13 protein-coding genes and 2 pseudogenes are annotated in these 20,946 nt (G+C 73.9%); 6 read left to right on the forward strand and 9 right to left on the reverse strand.

Annotation, left to right across the window (positions count from 1 at the left end; all coding sequences use genetic code 11):
- Positions 1-59 precede the first annotated feature (59 nt).
- The 4 genes and pseudogenes from VSR01_RS01930 to VSR01_RS01945 all read left to right on the forward strand — a co-directional run.
- A pseudogene (locus tag VSR01_RS01930) lies at positions 60-1,319 on the forward strand (glycoside hydrolase family 27 protein); the annotation flags it as partial.
- A 292-nt stretch (positions 1,320-1,611) separates the two neighbouring features.
- Positions 1,612-3,699, forward strand: a complete 2,088-nt coding sequence (locus tag VSR01_RS01935; protein WP_326453450.1) for a discoidin domain-containing protein — start codon at positions 1,612-1,614, stop codon at positions 3,697-3,699.
- A gap of 186 nt (positions 3,700-3,885) precedes the next feature.
- Positions 3,886-4,203 carry a hypothetical protein gene (locus tag VSR01_RS01940; protein ID WP_326447554.1) on the forward strand — a complete coding sequence of 106 codons (318 nt, stop codon included), beginning with the start codon at positions 3,886-3,888 and terminating at the stop codon, positions 4,201-4,203.
- A gap of 106 nt (positions 4,204-4,309) precedes the next feature.
- Positions 4,310-4,612, forward strand: a complete 303-nt coding sequence (locus VSR01_RS01945; protein WP_326447555.1) for a hypothetical protein — start codon at positions 4,310-4,312, stop codon at positions 4,610-4,612.
- On the opposite strand, the gene VSR01_RS01950 is transcribed toward VSR01_RS01945, so the two are convergent.
- Positions 4,572-5,582 (reverse strand): AraC family transcriptional regulator, encoded by a 1,011-nt coding sequence (locus VSR01_RS01950; protein ID WP_326447556.1) that lies wholly within the window; start codon positions 5,580-5,582, stop codon positions 4,572-4,574. The genes VSR01_RS01945 and VSR01_RS01950 overlap by 41 nt on opposite strands.
- Before the next feature lie 131 nt (positions 5,583-5,713).
- Between VSR01_RS01950 and VSR01_RS01955 the strand changes: the two genes are divergently transcribed.
- Positions 5,714-6,655 (forward strand): alpha/beta hydrolase, encoded by a 942-nt coding sequence (locus VSR01_RS01955; protein ID WP_326447557.1) that lies wholly within the window; start codon positions 5,714-5,716, stop codon positions 6,653-6,655.
- Between the two features lie 19 nt (positions 6,656-6,674).
- Here VSR01_RS01955 and VSR01_RS01960 read toward each other — a convergent pair whose 3' ends face one another.
- On the reverse strand, positions 6,675-8,072 hold the full coding sequence (locus tag VSR01_RS01960; protein WP_326447558.1) for an NADP-dependent succinic semialdehyde dehydrogenase: 1,398 nt from the start codon (positions 8,070-8,072) through the stop codon (positions 6,675-6,677).
- A 428-nt stretch (positions 8,073-8,500) separates the two neighbouring features.
- Here VSR01_RS01960 and VSR01_RS01965 point away from each other — a divergent pair, with 428 nt between their 5' ends.
- Positions 8,501-10,042 carry a hydrolase gene (locus tag VSR01_RS01965; protein WP_326447559.1) on the forward strand — a complete coding sequence of 514 codons (1,542 nt, stop codon included), beginning with the start codon at positions 8,501-8,503 and terminating at the stop codon, positions 10,040-10,042.
- Here VSR01_RS01965 and VSR01_RS01970 read toward each other — a convergent pair.
- From VSR01_RS01970 to VSR01_RS02000, 7 genes and pseudogenes are all read right to left on the reverse strand, one after another.
- Positions 10,029-12,173 carry a SpoIIE family protein phosphatase gene (locus VSR01_RS01970; RefSeq protein WP_442785388.1) on the reverse strand — a complete coding sequence of 715 codons (2,145 nt, stop codon included), beginning with the start codon at positions 12,171-12,173 and terminating at the stop codon, positions 10,029-10,031. The two genes, VSR01_RS01965 and VSR01_RS01970, sit on opposite strands and share 14 nt — an antisense overlap.
- A 55-nt stretch (positions 12,174-12,228) precedes the next feature.
- The gene (locus VSR01_RS01975; RefSeq protein WP_326447560.1) at positions 12,229-12,969 is read right to left on the reverse strand and encodes a class F sortase; all 741 of its coding nucleotides are present in this window, start codon (positions 12,967-12,969) and stop codon (positions 12,229-12,231) included.
- Between the two features lie 122 nt (positions 12,970-13,091).
- A complete protein-coding gene (locus VSR01_RS01980; RefSeq protein WP_326447561.1) occupies positions 13,092-13,625 on the reverse strand; it encodes a hypothetical protein in 534 nt (177 codons plus the stop codon).
- A gap of 196 nt (positions 13,626-13,821) precedes the next feature.
- Positions 13,822-13,998 carry a hypothetical protein gene (locus tag VSR01_RS01985; RefSeq protein ID WP_326447562.1) on the reverse strand — a complete coding sequence of 59 codons (177 nt, stop codon included), beginning with the start codon at positions 13,996-13,998 and terminating at the stop codon, positions 13,822-13,824.
- Positions 13,999-15,222: 1,224 nt separating this feature from the next.
- Positions 15,223-16,806, reverse strand: a complete 1,584-nt coding sequence (locus tag VSR01_RS01990; RefSeq protein WP_326453452.1) for a glutaminase domain-containing protein — start codon at positions 16,804-16,806, stop codon at positions 15,223-15,225.
- Positions 16,789-17,795, reverse strand: a pseudogene (locus VSR01_RS01995) (DUF5127 domain-containing protein); the annotation flags it as partial. The gene VSR01_RS01990 and the pseudogene VSR01_RS01995, both read right to left, overlap by 18 nt.
- Before the next feature lie 92 nt (positions 17,796-17,887).
- Positions 17,888-20,353, reverse strand: a complete 2,466-nt coding sequence (locus tag VSR01_RS02000) for a beta-L-arabinofuranosidase domain-containing protein (protein ID WP_326447563.1) — start codon at positions 20,351-20,353, stop codon at positions 17,888-17,890.
- Positions 20,354-20,946: the final 593 nt, after the last annotated feature.

Genomic DNA, 20,946 nt, shown 5'->3' on the forward strand with positions numbered 1-20,946 from the left:
CGCGCCGGGAGTCCCGCCGGCTGCCCGCGGGACAGCGCTTCACCGCCTCGGCCGCCGCGCTGGCGCTCGCCGCCGCGGGCTCGGCCGCGGGCGCCGCGCTGCCCGGGAGCGCCTCCGTCGCCGCGGCCGTCACCACCGCGGTCGCGGCCACCGCGGTCGTGCAGGCCGCCGCCGCTCCCCCGGCCGCGGCGGTCGACAACGGGCTGGCCCGCACCCCGCAGATGGGCTTCAACAACTGGAACTCCACGCAGTGCCGCGCGGACTTCGACGAGGCGATGGTCGAGAGCGTCGCGGACCTCCTCGTGTCGCAGGACCTGAAGGCGGCCGGCTACACCTACGTCAACATCGACGACTGCTGGGCGCTGCCGCAGCGCGACGCCGCCGGCGACCTCGTGCCCGACCCGGCCCGCTTCCCCGACGGGATCAAGGCCGTCGCGGACTACGTGCACGCCAGGGGCCTGAAGTTCGGCCTGTACACCAGCGCGGGCACCAAGACCTGCGACAGCCACGGCTTTCCCGGCAGCCTCGGCCACGAGCAGCGGGACGCCGATCTCTTCGCGTCCTGGGGCGTGGACTACCTGAAGTACGACAACTGCAACAACACCGGGGCCGACGCGCAGACCCGCTACCGCGCGATGGGCGACGCGCTCAGGGCCACCGGCCGGCCGATCCTCTACAGCATCTGCGAGTGGGGCACGAACAAGCCCTGGACCTGGGCGCCGGCCCTCGGCAACTCCTGGCGCACCACCTTCGACATCAAGGACACCTGGTCCAGCATGATCGGCATCGTGCACCAGAACCAGCCGCTGGCCCCCTACGCGGGCCCCGGCGGCTGGAACGACCCCGACATGCTGGAGGTCGGCAACGGCGGGATGACCGACACCGAGTACCGCACCCACTTCAGCCTCTGGGCGGAGATGGCCGCGCCGCTGCTCATCGGCAGCGACCTGCGCTCGGCGAGCGAGGCGACCCTCGACATCCTGCGCAACCGCGACGTCATCGCGGTCGACCAGGACCCGCTGGGCCGGCAGGGCACGGTGGTGTCGGACGCCGGCGGGCTCGACGTGATGACCAAGCCGCTAACCGACGGCTCCCGCGCGGTCACCCTCACCAACGAGAACGACTCCCCCGCGACCGTCACCACCACGGCGCGGGCGGCGGGCCTCGCCGACGCGCCCTGGTACGCCGTCAAGGACCTGTGGTCGAAGCAGACCTCGGGCACGGAGGGGACCATCAGCGCGCAGGTGCCGGCGCACGGCACCACCATGGTCCGGGTGACGCCGGTGGGCGGCGGCGCGCCGTCCACCCCTGGGAAAGCGCTCTCTTCGCGCGCGGGCTGACGACCCGTCGGCCCTGTCCGGCCGCGGCCCCGGGAAAGTCCTCCCGGGGCCGATGTCGTGCCGCTCGTCTTGACGTCCCGGTGACAGCGCCGTAATCATCGCTCAACCAGAGAGCGCTCTCCCCACGGCTTTCGGACGCTCTCTCCCGCTTCCTCGGCGACCATCAGGAGACGCCTTGACCGGCAACCCCCCACCTCTTTCCAGCCCGCCCCGACCGCTCGGCCCCGCCGGCGCGGCCCGCAGGCTCCCCCACACCGTGATCTTCCTGAGCATCGCGGCGCTCGTCGCGGCGATAGCCCTGGCGGTCGCGCAGACCCCGGCCCGCGCGGCCGGCACGCTGCTGTCGCAGGGCAAGACCGCGACCGCCTCCTCCACCGAGAACGCCGGCACCCCGGCCACGGCGGCCGTCGACGGCAACACCGGCACCCGCTGGTCCAGCGCCGCCTCCGACCCCCAGTGGCTCCAGGTCGACCTCGGCGCCACCGACACCATCAGCTCGGTCACCCTCAACTGGGAGACCGCGTACGCCAAGGCGTTCAAGATCCAGACCTCGGCCGACGGCGCCACCTGGACCGACGTCTACTCCACCACCACCGCGACCGGCGGCACGCAGACGCTTTCCGTAAACGGTTCCGGGCGTTATGTCCGCATGTACGGAACCACCCGCGCCACCCAGTACGGCTACTCCCTGTGGGAGTTCCAGGTCTACGGCACCGCGGGCAACGGCAGCTCCGCCTGCTCGACCACCAACGCGGCGCTCAACAAGACCGCCACCGCCTCCTCCACCGAGAACGCCGGCACCCCGGCCTCGGCGGCCGTGGACGGCAACACCGGCACCCGCTGGTCCAGCGCCGCCTCCGACCCCCAGTGGCTCCAGGTCGACCTCGGCAGCTCGCAGAACATCTGCGGCGTCCAGCTGAGCTGGGAGACCGCGTACGCGAAGGCGTACCAGATCCAGACCTCGGCCGACGGCAGCAACTGGACGACGGCGTACTCCACCGCCAACGGCCCCGGTGCCACCGAGCTGATCACCCTCGCCGCCACCGGCCGCTACGTGCGGATGTACGGCACCACCCGCGCCACCCAGTACGGCTACTCGCTCTGGGAGTTCCAGGTCTTCACCGGCGGTGACGGCGGCAACGGCGGTACGACCGGCGGCGGTTCGGGCGGGACCACCCCGCCTCCCGGCGGCACCCTGCTGTCGTACGGCAAGCCGGCGACCGCCTCGACGTACCAGGACGACGGCAACTGCCCCGCGTGCACGCCGGCCAAGGCGTTCGACGAGGACCCTGCGACCCGCTGGGCGACCAGCGACGTCAACGGCTGGGTGGACCCGGGCTGGATCGCGGTGGACCTCGGCGCGACCGCGCACATCACCAAGGTCGTGCTCCAGTGGGACCCGGCGTACGCGACCGCGTACCAGATCCAGGTCTCGCCCGACGGCAGCAACTGGACGAGCGTCTACTCGACCACCACGGGCAAGGGCTTCAAGGAGACCCTGACCGTGGACGGCACCGGCCGCTACGTGCGGATGTACGGCACCGCGCGCAGCAACGGCTACGGCTACTCGCTGTGGACCTTCGACGTGTACGGCACCGGCGGCAACCCGACCGCCCCGCCGGCCACGCCGCCGAACCCGGGCAACCCCGAACACCTGGTGTGGAGCGACGAGTTCAACGGCGCGGCCGGCACCAAGCCGGACACCTCCAAGTGGACGCAGGACCCCGGCAACGGCCAGAACGGCGAGCTGGAGTACTACACCAACGGCGACAACACCTCGATGGACGGCAACGGCAACCTCGTGATCGAGGCCAGGAAGGAGGCCTCCGGCCAGTACACCTCGGGCCGGATCAACACCTCGGACCACTTCAACTTCACCTACGGGCACGTCGAGGCGCGCATCAAGGTCAGCGGCACGCAGGGCCTGTGGCCGGCGTTCTGGCTGCTCGGGTCGAACTTCAAGACCGGCACGCCGTGGCCCAACTGCGGTGAGATCGACATCATGGAGCACGTCGGCAAGGTCGCGGACTCGGTGTACTCCACGATCCACGCGCCGGCCTACTACGGGGGCGGCGGCTTCGGCTCGCCGTACACGATCGCCGGCTCCGACTTCGCCTCCGACTTCCACACCTACGCCCTGGACTGGGACTCCTCGCACATGACGTTCGCGGTGGACGGCCACGCCTTCTTCACCGTCGACCGGGCCAACCTGGAGCAGACCAAAGGCCCTTGGGTGTACGACCACCCGTTCTACATCATCCTCAACAACGCGATCGGCGGCGACTGGCCGGGCAACCCGGACGCCACGACCGTGCTGCCGCAGAAGATGCTGATCGACTACGTCCGCGTGTCGCAGTGAGCGGCCGCGGCGCGGTGACCGCGCGGACACGGCGGTGACCGCGCGCGTCCCGTGCTCATCGCGGTGCCGGGGCCGGCCGTCGGGCCGGCCCCGGCACTGTCGTCCGGCACTGTTGTCAGGGCCTCGTCACTCTGCTTAGAGTTGACGCGCGTAGCCTCCGGTCCCCCCCTCACCTCCGGACGTGACATGACGCGACGTCGCCGCACCCTCCTGGCCGCCTGTGCGCTGGCCGCCCCCGTGCTCACCGCGCTGCTGCCCGACGCGGAGGCGGCCGTGCCGCCCGAGCACGCGATCGTGGTCTGCCAGAGCGCCAGCTTCTACGCCAACTACGACAGCGCCAACGGCCCTTCCGGCCTGCTGCGCGTGCTGCCGTACGGCGACAAGATCGGCCACACCCCCGGCTCGCACCCGGTCTACAACGGCTGGGCCGCGAGTTTCGACTACGGCCCGAACGACTGGGGCTACCTGCGGATCGAGTGCATCGGGGGCTACGACTCCTGGTGACCCAGGCGGGCCGGGCGTCCCTCCCGGCGCCCTGGTGTGCCGCCGTCCCACCCCTCCCTGCCCTGTTCACGTCCCCGCGTCCCGTTTCCGGCCGAGGAGCCGCATCATGCCGTTGCCGCGTACCGCACTGCGCACCCTGACCACCGCCGCGGGCGCCGCGGTGCTCGCCGCCTCCGCGCTGGTCGCCGTGGCGGCCCCCGCCCAGGCCGCGAACGGCACCGTGGGGGTGCGCGAGACCGTCTGCGCCCAGGACCTCTACGTCAGGACCGCGCCGCTCGGCGCCTGGACCGGCACGCTCTACCAGGGCCAGACCTTCCTGGTGGAGCAGCTGGACGGCTCCTGGGTCTACGGCTTCGCCTACGGCGACATCAACCGGCACGGCTGGGTCCAGGACGGCTGGTTCTGCTAGCGAGCGGCTGGTTCCGCCAGGCCGCGCCCGTCGGCCCCGCCCGCTCGGCGGCCGGTCGGCCGGCGGCGGACTCGCGGCGGTAGCGGGCCGGGGAGACTCCGGCCACCCGGGTGAAGGCGTGGCTGAAGGAGCTCTCCGAGGCGTACCCGAGGCGCTCGGCCAGCGCGGCGACGGTGGTGTCGGAGGTGCGCAGGGCGCGTTCGGCGAGCCTGACCCGCCAGTGCGCGAGATAGGTGAGCGGGGGCAGACCGGAGACCTCGCGGAAGCGGTGCGCGAAGTGGCTGCGTGACATCCGCGCCGCGGCGGCGAGTTCGGCCAGGCCCCAGGGGCGGGCGGGGTCGGCGTGCAGGAGGTTCACCGCGGGGCGCAGCTGCGGGTCCGCGAGCAGCCGGAGCCAGCCGGGGTGGGAGAGCGCTCCATCCCGGAGGCCGACGCGCAGCACGTGCAGCAGGAGCAGCTGGGCGTGCTGGTCCGCGGCGAAGGCGGCGCCCGGCAGGCCCCGCGCGTCCTCGTCGGCGATGCGCTCCAGCAGGCGCCGGATCTCGGCCGCCTCCGTACTGCGCGCCCGCGCGTGGACGACGGTCGGCAGGGCCGAGGTGAACAGGCCGGCCGCGGCGGGGTCGACGTCGACGTGGCCGCCGATGATCGCGACGTCGTCCCCGCTGCCGACGCACCGGAGGCCGGCCGGGGTGCGCTCCGCGGTCTCGGGCGCGTCGACGGGGCGCAGCGCGGGGTCGCTGCACAGCACCATGGAGCCGGCGTGGTTGAGCACGACGGCGTCGCCCGCGGTCAGCCGCACCGGCTCGCCGTCGTCGACGACCAGCCAGCAGGAGCCGTGGCGGACGGCGTCGAGTTTGACCGCCGCGTCGGGCCGGAAGCGCAGGGACCACCGCCCGCCGGCGCGGAGCCCGCCGGTGACCGCGCAGCGGGCGCCGACGAGCGCGAGGATGTCCGAGAGGGGGTCGGCCATGCCGCCCATTGTCGGACTCCCGAGCAACTTCTCGCCACTCCCAGGCATTCACCGTCCGGTGGGCCGCGAGCAGACTGGCGTGCGTACGGTCCCGGAAGGGACGCCGTGACCAGCGCACTCAAGGGTCCACGATGCAGCAGACAGTCCAGCGCACCACCTTCAGGAACGGCGGCGTGGAGATCGCCGCGAACCTCCACCTGCCCGGCGGCTTCGACCCGGGACGCTCCTACGCGGCCGTGGTGTGCGTGCACCCGGGCAGCGGGGTCAAGGAGCAGACCGCGGGGATCTACGCGGCCCGGCTGGCGGAGCGGGGGTTCGTGGCGCTGGCCTTCGACGCCTCCTGCCAGGGCGAGAGCGGCGGCGAGCCGCGGTACGCCGAGGAGCCGGCCGCCCGGGTCGAGGACGTCCGGTGCGCGGTCGACTTCCTGACCACCCTGGAGTACGTCGGCCCGGGTCGGATCGGCGTCCTCGGCGTCTGCGCCGGCGGCGGGTACGCGGTGAACGCCGCCATGACCGACCACCGGATCAGGGCCGTCGGCACGGTCGTCGGGGTGAACATCGGCCGGGCGCGCCGGCAGGGCGACGGCTCACCGGGCGCGGCCCTGGCGCTGCTGGAGGAGATCGGCGCGCAGCGCACCGCGCAGGCCCGCGGGGAGCCGCCGCTGCTCGCGCCGTGGACGCCGGCCGGCCCGCGGGAGGCGCGCGCGGCGGGCGTCACCGACATCGACGCGCTGGAGGCCGTCGACTACTACCGCACGCCCAGGGGCCGGCACGACAGGTCGCCCAACACGCTGCTTTTCACCAGCAACGCCTCGGTGCTCGCCTTCGACGCCTTCCACCTGGCCGAGGAGTTGCTGACCCAGCCGCTGCAGATCGTCGTCGGCGGGCGGCAGGGCGGCTTCGGCTCCTTCCGGGACGGCCAGGAGCTGTTCCGCCGGGCCGCCGGCGAGAAGGATCTGCTCGTGATCGAGGGGGCCACGCACTACGACCTGTACGACCGGCCCGAGTACGTCGCCCGCGCCGTGCGCCAGCTGGCCGGCTTCTACGGCCGGCATCTGGCCGGCGCCCGCTGAGCGCGGGCGCCGCGGGCGGTCAGCGGCCGTACCAGACGGTGGTGACGTTGCAGAAGGCGCGGATGCCGTGGCCGGACAGCTCGCGGCCGTAGCCCGAGCGCTTGACGCCGCCGAAGGGCAGCGCCGGGTGCGAGGCGGTCATGCCGTTGAAGTAGACGCCGCCGGCCTCCAGGTCGCGGACGAACCGGCGCTGCTCGTCGGTGTCGCGGGTCCAGACGTTGGAGCTGAGGCCGAAGGGCGTGTCGTTGGCGAGGGCCACCGCCGCGTCGAGGTCGTCCGCCCGGTACAGCACCGCGACGGGGCCGAAGGCCTCCTCGCGGTGGACGCGCATGTGCGGCGTGACGTCGGCGAGCACGGTCGGCTCGTAGTACCAGCCGGACTCCAGCGCCTTGGGGCGGCGGGCCCCGCACAGCACGCGGGCGCCCTGGGACACCGCGTCGTCCACGAGTTCCTCCAGGTCGGCGCGGCCCTGTTCGGTGGCGAGCGGGCCGATGTCGGTGGTGTCGGACATCGGGTCGCCGACCCTCAGAGCGCTCATCGCGCGCCGGAACCGCTGGGCGAAGTCCTCGTAGACGTCCGCGTGGACGATGAAGCGCTTGGCGGCGATGCAGGACTGGCCGTTGTTCTGCACCCGGGCGGTCACCGCCGTGTGCACCGCGTCGTCGAGTTCGCCGGCGGCCGACGGCATCACCACGAAGGGGTCGCTGCCGCCGAGTTCCAGCACCGTCGTCTTGATTTCGTCGCCGGCCACCGAGGCGACCGCGCGGCCGGCGCCCTCGCTGCCGGTGAGGGTCGCGGCGGCCACCCGGGGGTCGCGCACGATGTCCTCGATGGCGCCTGAGCCGACCAGCAGGGTCTGGAAGCAGCCGGCCGGGAAGCCCGCGCGGTGGAAGAGGTCGCCGAGGTAGAGGGCGGTCTGCGGGACGTTCGAGGCGTGTTTGAGCAGTCCGGTGTTGCCGGCCATCAGCGCGGGGGCCGCGAACCGCACCACCTGCCAGAGCGGGAAGTTCCACGGCATCACGGCGAGCACCACGCCCAGCGGCCGGTAGCGGACGTAGGCGCGGTGCGCGCCGCTGTCGGCGACGTCGGCCTCGTCCGGGTGCTCGTCGGCCAGCAGGCGTTCCGCGTGGGCGGCGTACCAGCGCATCGCCTTGGCGCACTTGGCCGCCTCGGCCTTGGCGGCGGCCAGCGTCTTGCCCATCTCCAGGGTCATGGTGCGGGCGATCTCGTCCCGCTCCTTGTCCAGCAGGTCGGCGGCGGCCGTGAGGAGGGCGGCGCGGGAGGCGAAGTCGGTGAGACGGTAGTCGCGGAAGGTGCGGTGGGCCCGTTCGACGCGCTCCTCGACGCCGTCGGCGTCCAGCGCGTCGAAGGTCTTGACGGTCTCCCCGGTCGCGGGGTTCACGGTGGCGATGGCCATGACGTACCTCCTCGTGACCGCTCCGGGTACCCGTGCGGCGGCGGTCCATGCGGTTCACGGCCATCCTTCCCCCGACCCGCGGGGCCCGCCATGCGGCCGGGGCCGCGCGGGGGCTGGGCGAGGGCCGCGCGTGGGCTGGGCGAGGGCCGCGCGTGGGCCGGGCGTGGGCCGGGCGGAGGGGGCGGCGGCAGGCGCGGCGGCGGGGACGGCGGCGGCAACTGCGGGCGGTCGCGGGACGGACCGCGGCGGGGGCGGGCGCCGCCCGATCCTCCACGCAGCGTTCACCGTTTGCTCACACAGCGCACACCCCGAGCGGGTTCTACGCGCGCAGAATTTCTCTCGACACCATTGCCCCGCCCGACACAGCACCTCGCACCTGTCCCCCCACGCACATTCCTCCCACCCCCACCCCACCAGGAGGTTGACGGATGCTCGGGTCCCGTACTCCGCACGGCCGCGTGCTGCTCGGCGCGGCCGCCGCGCTGGGCACGCTCGCACTGGGCGCGGCCGGCATCGCTGCGGGCAGCGCGCAGGCCGCTCCGGCCACCGCTCCCGCCGCCGCACCCGCCGCGGCGACCACCCACCGTGTGCTGTTCGACAACACCAAGGCCGAGACGGCCGGCAACGCCGACTGGATCATCAGCACCAGCCAGCCCGACCCGCTGGGCCAGGACTCCTCGCCCAGTGTGGAGACCGACTGGACCGGCGCGCTGTCCTCATGGGGCGTGGCCCTGCAGAAGTCCGGCGGCTACGTCCTCAACACCCTGCCGTCGGGCCGGACCATCACCTACGGCGGCAGTTCGGCGCAGGACCTGAGCAAGTTCGACACCTTCGTCATCGACGAGCCGAACGTGAAGCTCAGCGCCGCGGAGAAGACCGCGGTGATGACGTTCGTGCAGAACGGCGGCGGGCTGTTCATCATCTCCGACCACAACAACAGCGACCGCAACAACGACGGCTGCGACTCGCCCTGCGTGATCAACGACCTGCTGACGAACAACGGCGTCGACAACACCGACCCGTTCGGCTTCTCCGTCGACCTGCTCGACGTCAGCACCGACAACCCCCGTGCGATCAGCGACAGTTCCAACCCGGTGCTGCACGGCCCGTTCGGCACGGTCACCGGCAGCATCCTGCGCGACGGCACCACCTTCACCCTCAAGCCGGGCGACAACCCGAACGTCAAGGGCCTGCTGTACCGCACGGGTTACTCGGGCAACACCGGCGCGTTCTTCGCCACCAGCACCTTCGGCAGCGGCCGGGTGGCGATCTGGGGCGACAGCTCGCCGGTCGACGACGGCACCGGCCAGTCCGGCAACACGCTGTACGACGGGTGGAACGACCCGGCCGGCACGGACGCCGCGCTCGCCCTCAACGCCACGGCGTGGCTGGCCGGTTCGGGCTCCGGCAGCACCACCGGAGGCACCACCTCGGGCACCACGAGCGGCACCACGTCCGGCACGACCACCGGCGGCAGCACCACCGGGGGCACCGGAAGCTGCGCCAGCCCCGGCCAGAAGCTGCTCAACCCCGGCTTCGAATCGGGCAGTTCGTCCTGGTCCGCGAGCAGCGGTGTGATCAACAACGACAGCGGCGAGGCGGCGCACAGCGGTTCGTACAAGGCGTGGCTCGACGGCTACGGCACCGCCACCACGGACACCCTCTCGCAGTCGGTGGCGATCCCGTCCGGCTGCGCGGCCTCGCTCTCGTACTGGCTGCACATCGACACCGCGGAGACCGGGTCGACCGCCTACGACACGCTGAAGGTGCAGGTGCTGAACTCCTCGGGCACGGTGCTCGCCACCGTCGGGTCGTACTCCAACGTGAACGCGGCCTCCGGCTACCAGCAGCACACCGCCGACCTCGGCGCCTACGCGGGGCAGACGGTGACGCTGAAGTTCACCGGTGTGGAGGGCTCCAAGCTGCAGACGTCCTTCGTGGTGGACGACACGGCGCTCACCGCGAGCTGACCGCCGTCGTCCTGGCGCCGGCCGCGGGGCCGAACTCGCACCAGACGGCCTTGCCGTCGCCCCGCGGCTCGACGCCCCAGCGCTGCGCCAGCGCGTCGATCATCAGCAGTCCGCGGCCGGAGGTGGCCGCCTCGCCGGGTGTCCGGCGGCGCGGCCACACGCTGGAGCGGTCCTGCACCGACAGCCGGACCCGGCGCACCGGGTCGGGCAGCACCTCCAGCGTCAGCACCGCGCCGCCCTCGGTGTGCAGCAGCACGTTGACCAGCAGTTCGCCGGCGGCCAGCTCCACGTCGTCGGCGATCTCGGTCAGCTCCCAGTCGCCGAGCGCCTGGCGCAGCGCGGCGCGGGCCTCGGCCAGCCCCTCGGGGTCGGCCTGGTGGACGTACTGGTGGATGCGCGGCGCGCGCCGGGTGCCGAAGTCGGGGGTGCGGCGCAGGATCAGCAGCGCCACGTCGTCGTTGGAGCCCCAGCGCTCCCACAGGTTGTCGGCGAGGTGGTCGGCCAGCTCCTCGGCGCGCTGCGGGCCGTCGCGCACCGACTCCGCCAGCGCCTCCATCCCGATGGTGATGTCGGTGCCGCGCTCCTCGACCAGGCCGTCGGTGCAGAACACCAGGGTCTCGCCGGGCACCAGGTCCAGCCGGGTCTCGGGGAACTCGCCGAGGCCCATGGTGGTGGCCAGGCCCAGCGGGAGGCCGCCGCGCACGTTCGGCCAGCCGGTCCGGCCGTCGGTGTGCCGGATCAGCGGGCCGAGGTGGCCGGCCCGGGCCGCGCGCACCGTTCCGGTGACCAGGTCGAGCTGCGCGTAGGCGCAGGTCGCGAAGCGCTCGGTGTCCAGTTCGGCGAGGAAGCCCGAGGCGCGCGCCAGCACGGTGGACGGCGGGTGGCCCTCGGCGGCGTAGGCGCGCAGCGCGATCCGCAGCTGGCCCATCACGGCCGCGGCGTGCGTGTCGTGACCCTGGACGTCGCCCACCACCAGCCCGACCCGGTTCTGCGGCAGCGCCACCACGTCGTACCAGTCGCCGCCGACCTCGCGGCCGCTCCAGGCGGCGTGGTAGCGCACGGCTATCTCGGCGCCGTCGAAGCGCGGGATGTGCCGGGGCAGCATCGAGGACTGCAGGCCGGTGGCGAACTCGCGCTCCTGGTCGAAGAGGATCGCCCGTTGCAGGGACTGGGCGAGGACTCCGGCCAGCGCGCCGCACAGCTCGCGGTCCTGCTCGGTGAACTCGTCCTTCTTGCGGTAGAACAGCGCCAGCCCGCCGATCGCGCGGGCCTCGGCGACCAGCGGCAGGAACGCGGAGGCGTCGTGCCCGCCGCCGCCCGCGACGTACGGCGGCAGCAGCGGGAAGTGCGCGGCGAGGTCCTCGAAGGAGGTCGAGTAGCGGGGCCGCTGCCGCACCACCGCCTCGCACAGCGGCAGCGAGTCGTCGAGCCGGCGCACCCAGGTGGTGGCGAAGCCGATCGGGGGGTCGCCGCTGACCGCGGCGATCCGCAGGTTGCCGCCCTCCACCAGGCCCAGGGTCAGCGCGTCGGCGCCGAACCGCTCCAGGCCGCCCGCGCCGGTCAGCACGGCGATCACGTCGTCCACGGTGACCGCGTGCGACAGCGCCTCGGTGGTGCGGCGGACGGTCGAGGACACTCCTGGGAGATCGCTCTCCGGGCGGCTGCCGTCCGGGGAGAGCGGCTGGTCCGGTTCGCGGGCGTCGCGGACGATGCCCACCATGCGGTACGGCACCCCGTCCTCGTCGCGCAGCACGGTGCCCTGGGCGTGGGTCCACTGTTTGACGCCGTCGCGCCGGGTGATCTGGAAGTACCCGGCGTAGCTGCGGCGGCCGGAGTCCAGCACGGTGCGCAGCGCCGCGTCGATCCTGGCGCCCTCCTCGGGGGTGACGCGCAGCACCAGGCTCTCCGGCCGGCGGTCGTACTCCTCGGGCCGCAGGTCGAAGACCTCCAGGCCGGCGTCGTCCAGGTCCAGCACGCCGGCGTCCAGGTCCCAGTCGAAGCTGCCGACGCCGCTCATCGCCAGCCGCTCGCCCTGGCCGATCGGACGCGGGCGCGGCCGGGCGCCGCCCGTCGAGGACAGCCCGATGCGCGGGTCGTACCGGCCGTGCTCCGGCCTTCTGCGAGCTGTCATCCACCTGCTCCGGAGTCGCGCCGGGGAACTGCCTGGTTTGTCGGCATTGCTGCCATTATCCACCAGGCGTGCGCGGAGTCCCCCGCTCGGCCGGGGACTCGTGCCCGGCGGCCGGCGCGGCGCCGGTGAGGTGGGCGAAGACCACGACGTTCCCGGTGTAGCCGGTGCGGGCGCTGTAGTCGCCGCCGCAGGTGATCAGCCGCAGCTCGGGGCGGTCGGCCGCGCCGTAGACCTCGCGGGAGGGGAAGGCGTCCTTGGCGAAGACGCGCACGGCGTCCACCGTGAAGACGGCGGCACCGCCGTCCGCCCGGTCCACCCGCACGCTCTGGCCCCCGCGCAGGGCGCCGAGGCCGTAGAAGACGGCGGGGCCGCTCCTGGTGTCGACATGGCCGGCCAGGACCGCGGTGCCGCGCTCCCCGGGGGTGACGCCGCCGGCGAACCAGCCGGCCTCCGCGGGCCGGTCCGCGGGCGGCGGCTGGAGGACTCCGGCGGCGTCCAGCGACAGCCGCACCAGCGGCGCGTCCACCGAGACCGCGGGGATGCGCACCCGCACCGGCGTCGAGCGCGGCAGCGGCGGGGCGGCCCTCGCGGTCCCGGCCCCGGTGGTCCCGGTCCCGGTGGTCCCGCCGGCCGCGGTCCCGTCGGCCGCCGCCGCGGAGGGGCCCGGGCCGGGCTGCGGCGGCGCGGTGGAGCGCTCTCCGTCGTGGACCAGCCATGCCCCGACGAGCAGCACGGTCACCAGCGCGAGCGTGCCGCGGGACCTGCGGGTCGCGTCGTCGGCGGAGGAGGCGGGCATGGCTTGTGCGTCCCTGCTGGGCCGGAGCCCGGGTCGGTGGGCGCGCGTCGGTGGGACGCGCGCCGGCGGTGCGGATCAGTGGCGCGGATCGGTGGTGGGATCGGCGAGGGGATCAGCGGCGTTCAGTGGCGGGGTGCGCGGGAGCGGCGGAACAGCAGCACGCCGGCCGCGCCGGCCAGGGCGACGCCGAAAACGACCTCCGTCGTGTCGGGACCGGACACGCCTCCGCCGAAGCCGGTGTGCACCGGGCCGGTGGGCGTGACCGGGGTGATCGGACCGCCGGTGCTGATGGTCAGCGGCGTGCTGCCCTTCTCGCCGCCGCAGGAGAAGGTCACGTCGTACTGTGCGCCGGGCTTGGCGTCGGCGCCGACCGTGGCGGTGGCCGACTTGGTGGAGCCGCTGCCGCGCAGCGTCACGTCGTCGAAGAGCGCCGGGGCCGAGGCGGTGGCGGTCTTGTCGCACCCGGTGACCTGGAGGGTCACCACGCCGCCGGGGGCGACGGTGGTCGGGGAGACGCTGAAGCCGAACGAGGTGATGTTCGAGCCGGAGCCGGAGTCGGCGCCCGAGTCGGCGGTCGCGGCGGTCGCCGCCGGGACCGCGAGGGCGAGCGCGGAGCCGGCGAGGAGGGCGGCGGCGGATATACGTGCAGCGCGCATGGTCTTCTCCGGTGCCGGGGCGGTCGGGCGACCGCTCGTGGGGTGGCCGGCACTGCTGGCATCCCACGCCGTCCGGTCCGCGCCCGCGCGCCGCGCGGGCGTCGCCGGGGGCCGCGAGGCGCCGGGGGCGACCGGCGAAATCGGCGATGGACGGGGGCCGTTGCGCGTCCGCCGGGCGGCCGGTGACGCGGCGCGGTCAACTGGTCCGTCCGGGTGAGGTCGGCGCGACCACGGCGAGCACCACCAGGCCGTGCCGGGAAGGGCGGCGGACCGGGGGTTCCACCCCGGGAAAGCGCTCCACGAGAGCATCGAAGACGCGGTACGCGCTCGCCTCGTCCGCCGCCGTGATCCGCACGTGCGCCAGCCCGGCCACCCGCCCGGCAGATCCCCCGGCAGCCGGACCCCCGCCGCCGCGCCGGCCGCCGCACGCGCCCCGGTCCCCACCGGCGCCCCCGGCCTCGCCGCCGCGCCGCGATGCCCCGTCCCCGTCACCGCGGTCCGCGCCTGAGCGGCAGCCCTCGGCTTCGTCCCCGTTCCCGCCGTCGGCCCGCCCGGCACCGTCTCCGCCCGCGCCGCCGGCCCGCCCGGCACCCTCCCCGCCCGCGCCGCCGCGCCGGCCGCCGCGATCCTCCCGAGCCTCGCCGCCGCGCCGCCCCGCCTCGTCCCGGTCCTCGCCGGCGTCTCGCTGCTCCCGCTTGCCCGCCGGGTTCGCCGGCCCCGGATCCGCCCGGTCCTCGTCGGCCACGCCGTGCTCCCTTCCGCTCCGCTGCCGTTCGGCCGCGGCGGGGCTCCGCGGGGCCGTGCGGTGGCGTCCGTGCCGGGCCGGCCCGCGGCGCGTGCCGCGCCTGACCGGAGTGACTCGGCGAGCGGGCGCGCGGTTTCCGCGCCGGCGCTCTTTCACCCGCACGGGAGGCCCCGGCATGCCCACGGGCCCACCGGGTACGCGTGAAGGCGTCCGGGGCCCCGGTCCGCGGAGGCGGCGCGGGGGCCCTTCAGCCGCGGGGCGCCGACCGCGTTCCGCCCGACCCGTCGGAGACCGCCATGACGGCCATGACAGAGCCGACTCCTGACCCGTTCCCGATGCCACCGCGTCCCGAGCCGCCGGGCGAGCCCCCGCCGGGACCCGACCCGACGCCCCCGCCCGACCCGCGTCCGGTGCCGGGCCCCGCGCCCGATCCCGTACCGACGCCTCCGGGGCCGGAGCCCTCGCCGCCGTCGCCCGGGCCCGACCCGATCCCGCCGACCCCCGGCCCGGGGCCGGTGCCGACGCCCGAGCCCTCGCCGATCCCTGCTCCGCCGCCGCTGACCTGATCCGCGGGCCCGCCGGCCCCCGGCTCCCGACCCCGGCCGGCAGAAGCGCGCACCGTGCGCGCCATCCGTGCGCCCCGGCCTGCCGCTGCCTCGTGCGGCCGCCTCGGGCGGGCCTTCACGGCCCCGCGCGCAGCGCGGAGTACGGGCGCGTGGCGGCCGGCCTGTTCCTGCCGCCGGCCGGTCGCCACGCGCCCTTCCCGGCACTCACGCGCGCCCACTCGCGCTTCGTGCCGGTGTCTTCGACCGGCGCCCCTGCGCCCGGACGGCGGGAGGGCGCCGGCTCAGCTCAGATGAACCTCCACAGGTGGTCCGCGGTGCCGTTGTCGGTCCACTGGGTGACCTGCGCGGAGTCGGCCTGCGACATGCCGTCCACGGCCAGCACCTTGCCGGAGCGGACGTTGACGATCTTCGACCAGCCGTCGCCGTTGTCGACGATCCGCCAGTTGTGGTCGGGCGTGCCGTTGTCCTGGTACTGCTGGGCGTGCGCCCCGTCGTCGAGGCTCTGGTCGTGGACGGCCAGCACCTTGCCGCTGTTGAGGTTCTGCAGCCGGACCGTGCCGTCGCCGTTGTCGAGCATGGTCCACACGTGGTCCGCGGTGCCGTTGTCGGTGTACTGCGTGACCTCGGCGCTGTCGGACTGGGACATGCCGGAGACGGCGAGCACCTTCATGGAGTTGCGGTTCTGGACGCGGAACCAGTGCACGGTCGACTGCGCGGGCGGCAGCAGCAGCGCGAACACGCCGCCGACCACCGGCCGGTCCTGGAAGCCGCGCTGTGCGGCGCTCGCGACCACGTACCAGTCGCTGAACGGCACCCGCTGACCGGTGGAGTCGGCGAAGTGGTAGACGCCGTTGACCAGCGCGTCGCGGGCGGCGCCGTGGCCGGCCAGCCAGGCGGCGGTCCACACCTCCCAGTCGGCCTTGGTGTAGTCGTTGCGCGGGTCGAGCACGACGCCGTACGTGCCGGCGTGCGCGGCGTACCAGTTCGCCTCCAGGTCGGCGATGCCGGTGGGGACCAGGTCCAGGCCGAGCAGGCGGTCCGGGAAGCCGTTGTACTTCAGGCTCCAGGTGCCGTCCTGGTCGTAGGCGAGCTTGAGGTGGCTGCCGGAGGAGTCGTGCGCCAGCGTCGTCCACCGGCTGATGTAGCTGCGCGAGACGCCGGTGTAGTGCGCGGCGTCGGGGCTGTTGCCCGCGGTCCTGGCGATCACGCCCATCGCGCCGATGCCGACGATGCCCTTGAGCGCGAGGTTGGCGCTGTGCGCGATGAAGCCGGTGAAGTCGTCGGTCTGGTTCTGGAAGCCGGGGTCGAGGGCGTTGCCGACCAGATACTCCGCCCACTGGCGCAGGATCGGGTAGTGGGCGGCGGCGAAGGACGCGGCGTCGGCGGCGGGCAGCCGCTGGACCAGGGCCGCGGCCATGATCAGCATGTTGGCCGACTCCTCGACCGGCATGTCCTCCTCGTTGCCGTCGTTGTGCCCGGTGGCGTTGGGGTAGCTGGAGCCGAGGTCGTGCTCGGCGAACTGCTTGGGCCAGCCGCCGCGTTCGGCGTAGTCGAGGATCGGTTCGAGCAGCAGCCGCAGGTAGGCCGGGGAGAGGTAGAGGTAGGCGGGGAAGGCCGGGTAGGTGACGTCGACGGTCGACATGTTGCCGTCGGAGGAGATCTCCTTCAGGAACGCCCACGGGCTGCCGCCGCGGTCGGCCAGTTCGGTGCCGGCGACAGCCTGGCGCAGCGCGAGGGCGCACACCGCGGCGTAGTTCTCGCCGGTGCTGCCGCCGCCGACGGCCGCCGAGGCGTCGTCGTGGATCTTCTGGTCCAGGGCGGTGGCGGCGGTCAGCGCGGCGTCGTGGTCGGCGGCGAACCAGGAGACCATGTCGGTCCACGAACCCCAGTAGTGGGTCCACCACGGCTGGAGCTGGGCGCCGAGGTAGCTGACGGCGGGGGTGCGGACGTGGCCGAGGACGGCGGTGAAGGCCGCCGAGGTGGCGCCGGCGGCGAGGGTCCCGAAGTCGTGGTTGACGCCGAGCACCGGCCAGCGGTCGTTGATCGCGCGCGGCTGCGCGGAGTCGACGCCGCCGCTGAGCCGGCCGGTGCCGGCGGAGGCCGCGCGCACCACGGTGTCCTGTCCGATCTGCCAGGTCAGGCCGCTGCTGGGGGCGGCGAGCACCATGCGGCCCCAGGAGGCCATGTCGCCGTTCTCGGCGAGCACGCCGGGCCGGCGGGCTGGCAGCTGAGCACGGTCAGCGATCCGGCCTGGGTCTGCGCCCAGGTGATCGGCGTGGAGCTGTCGCCGTGCACCCACTCCCCCGAGACGTCGAGGTGGATGTCGACGCTGTGCGCGCGGCCGTCGCTGCTCGCCGCCTGCACGGTGACGTAGGACAGCGGCACGCTCTGGCGCTGGAGGTTGCCGAGATCGACCGGGGAGAAGAAGGTGACGGTCAGTGTGACGCCGCCGCCCTGGAGGGTGTAGATCGAGCGGGTCGCGGTGAGCCGCAGCGACACCTGCTGCATGGGGGTGAACGTGGTGCCGGGGACCGAGGGGGCGCCGGCGAAGACGTATCCGGCGCCGTCGATCCTGGCCAGGCCGCACAGGGCGGTGATGTGCCCGGTCCAGAAGGTGGGCCAGGTGCCGGCGAGGTTGTCGCCGGGCAGCCAGGTGGACAAGTAGGGGGAGCGGACGGCCAGCGGCACCGCCGGCGGGCGGATCGGGCCGAAGGTCGAGGCGGCGGCAGCGGCGGGCGCGGCGCCGCGGGCGAGTGCGGGGGCGGCGCCGGCCGGTGCGGGAGCGGCGGCGTGGGCGGCACCCGCGGTGAGCAGGCCGCCGGCCGCGGCGGCGGTCAGGGCGGCGCTCCAGCGCAGCATGTCGCGCCGCGCCGGCCCTGCGGCGGGGGTCTGGTCGGAGGTCACGGTGGGGGGTTCCGTCCTGGTCGCGAGCGGTCGGGAGGAGGGCGGCGTCACACGAACTGCCAGAGGTGGTCGGCGGTCCCGTTGTCGTCGAACTGCACGACGGGGGCGGAGTTGGCGGTCGACATCAGGTCGACGCCCAGCACCTTGCCGGAGTTCTTGTTGCGGATGCGGTACCAGCCGTCGCCGTTGTCGACCAGTTGCCACAGGTGGTCGGCGGTCCCGTTGTCGTCGAACTGCACCACCTGGGCGCTGTTGGCGGTCGACATCAGGTCGACGCCCAGCACCTTCTGCGAGTTGAGGTTGCGGATGCGGTACCAGCCGTCGCCGTTGTCGATCAGCTGCCACAGGTGGTCGGCGGTCCCGTTGTCGTCGAACTGCACGACGTGGGCGCTGTTGGCGGTCGACATCACGTCGACGCCCATGACCTTCCCGGAGTTCTTGTTGCGGATCAGCCGGTAGGCGGCGGCCGGCTGCCAGCGGTGGCCGGTGGGCGAGGCGGTGGGGAACGCGGAGATCCGCAGCCGGGCGGCGCCCATCGGGATGAGCGTGACGGTCTCGACCGTGGCGGTGCTCAGCGCCGGCGAGTCCTGCAGCGGGGCGACCACGTGCTGGCTGTCGGCCTGCCACTCGGCGATCTTCCGCGCCGGCGCGGTGATCTTGACCGGTACGGTGTCGCGGGTGAACGGGTCGGCGGGCAGCGAGCCGCCGCTTCGGATGAACGTCCAGCTGCCGTCGTCGGGCGCGAGCCCGTAGTTCCAGGGCGTGGTGGCGTGCACCTCGTACTCGGGGAACTGCGAGGTCCCGCCGAACTGCACGTAGTTCTCGCCGATGCTCAGGGAGTACGTGAGCGGTCCGCGGTCGACCGCGGTGAGTCCGTGGTTGCCCGGCCAGGTGCGCAGGGTGGTGGGCTGTGGGAACGTCAGCACGACGGTGTCGCCGTTGTTCCAGGTGCGGCGGACCACTGTCCAGGAGGGGCCGGCCGCGGCGGAGACCGCGGCGCCGGCGACGGTGACCTGCGGTGAGCCGCACCAGCCGGGGATGCGCAGATAGAGCGGGAAGGCGAGCGCCTTGGGGGTGGAGACGGTCAGGGTGACCGTGCCGTCGAAGGGGTAGTCGGTGGTCTCGGTGATGGTGACCGCGGTGCCGTCGGCGACCTTGGCGGTGACCTTGCTGGGCGCGTACATCGCGGCGGCCAGCCCGTTGTCGGGGGTGGCCAGCCACAGTTCCTCGGTGAAGTAGGGCCAGCCCATGCCGTAGTTGTGCGGGCAGCAGCGGTACTGGTCGACGCCCGGCATGAACGCCTGCATGGCGAAGGTGTTCTGGAACTGGCCCTGCGTCTTGGCGGTGTCGTCCAGGTCGACGCTGTTGGCGCTGGTGATGTAGTGGACGCCCTTGCCGGACGGATCGAGCGCCGCGGGCAGCGAGTTGAACGCCAGTTCCTCGCAGCGGTCGGCCCACACCGGGTCGCCGGTGATCCGCGCCAGCAGTTCGTGGCTGGCCATGAACTCCACGATGCCGCAGGTCTCGAAGCCCTGCCGGGGGTCGCCGAAGCCAGGCCGGGCGTTCTCGTCGCCGGCGAAGCCGCCGCCCGGGAACTGGCCGTAACCGCTCATCACCGACGAGTAGTTGTTGTAGGCGGCCTGGGTGAGCGCGGTGGACGGGGAGCGCAGCGCGTACTGGGCGGGCTCGCGGAAGCCCTGCGCGATGTTGACGTTGTGCAGGCTCGGCAGGTTGTTCACCCAGTTGGCGCCGTTGGCGTGGATCTTGTCGGCGAGGTCGAGCAGGAAGGAGGCGCCGGTGCGGTTGTAGAGCCAGAAGACGCTGTCCAGGCCGTCGCCCCAGCGCACCGACACCCAGCTCTGGTTGAAGGCGGAGGGGCCCTGCGCGTTCATGTACCGGAAGAACGCGGTGAGCAACGGCACGATCCGGGTGTCGCCGCTGTACTCCTGCCAGTTGCGCAGCGCCCAGGTCAGCGGGAGGTACGGCCAGAAGTCGGGGCCGCCGCCGAGCTGGGTGCGCAGCGCGGTGGGCCCGAAGAAGCCGTCGGACTGCTGGGTGGCCACGATCGCGTCGATCCACTGGCGGACGGCGGCGAGCGCCGTTGCGTCCTGGGTGAGGATCGCCAGGTCCACGTAGCCGCGCAGCCAGTACGGGACCTCCTCCCAGCCGGTCTTGTCGGGGTGCACCCAGCCGGTGTTCGCCATCACCAGGAAGTGCGAGGTGGCGGCGTACTGGCCGCACAGCCCGGCCAGTTCCTGCCGCAGGCGGGCGTCCAGCCAGCCGCGCGCGGTGACCGCGCCGGGCGGCAGCCGCAGGAAGGCGGTGGGGGCCAGCGGCGCGGCGTTGGGCGAGTAGAGCCCGCCGGCGGCGGGCGCCACCTTCGGGGACGACTCGGCGCGGGCGGTCCGCGTGCCGTCGGCGGCGTGCGCGGCGCCGGGAGCGGCGAGCGGGAGCGCGCTCGCCCCGGCCGCGGTGAGCGCGGTGGTGACGAAGTGCCTGCGGTTCAGGGGCATGGGGGCCGCCTCCTGGCGCATCGGGGGATCGTGGGGGACGGGGCCGGGAGTCGGTCCTGACGGCTCCCGGGAATATTCCAACGTTGAAAAGCAGAGTGGTCAACCGGCATGACAGCACGGACCGGGGACGCTGTCCAGAGGCTGCGCAGAAGTCGCCCGCGCAGGCTGTCCCGTCGGTCGGTGATGCCCGGAGTGTGCGCCGCCGCGGCCTCGCACGGGTCAGAAAGACGATGCCCGGGAGAGCGCTATCCCCGGCTGGTTGCGCCCGATTCGGGCACGCCGGCCGCGGACGCGGCGGACCCGGGCCGGTGCCGCCGTCCGGGCGCGGGGCCGCACCGGACGGCGCGGGACGCCGGCCGCACGAGTCCCGCCCGGCCTCTTGCGGCGAGCCGGTCGGGTATGTGTAACGTTGTAAATCCGGCACACCGAGACGCCTCAACCGTCACACCGGCGACCGGCCCTGTTCGCGCGCGCGGGCCTGCTGCCGGGCGGGTGGGAGGCAGGGGGAGGCCGCGGACCCGCGTGGGGCGGGCCCGCGGCCGCCCGCCGGCCGGACCCGCCGGCACCGGTGGGTCCGGCCGCGAGCACCCGTA

This window comes from Actinacidiphila sp. DG2A-62 (assembly GCF_035825295.1).
In the GTDB taxonomy this organism is placed as follows: Bacteria; Actinomycetota; Actinomycetes; order Streptomycetales; family Streptomycetaceae; genus Actinacidiphila.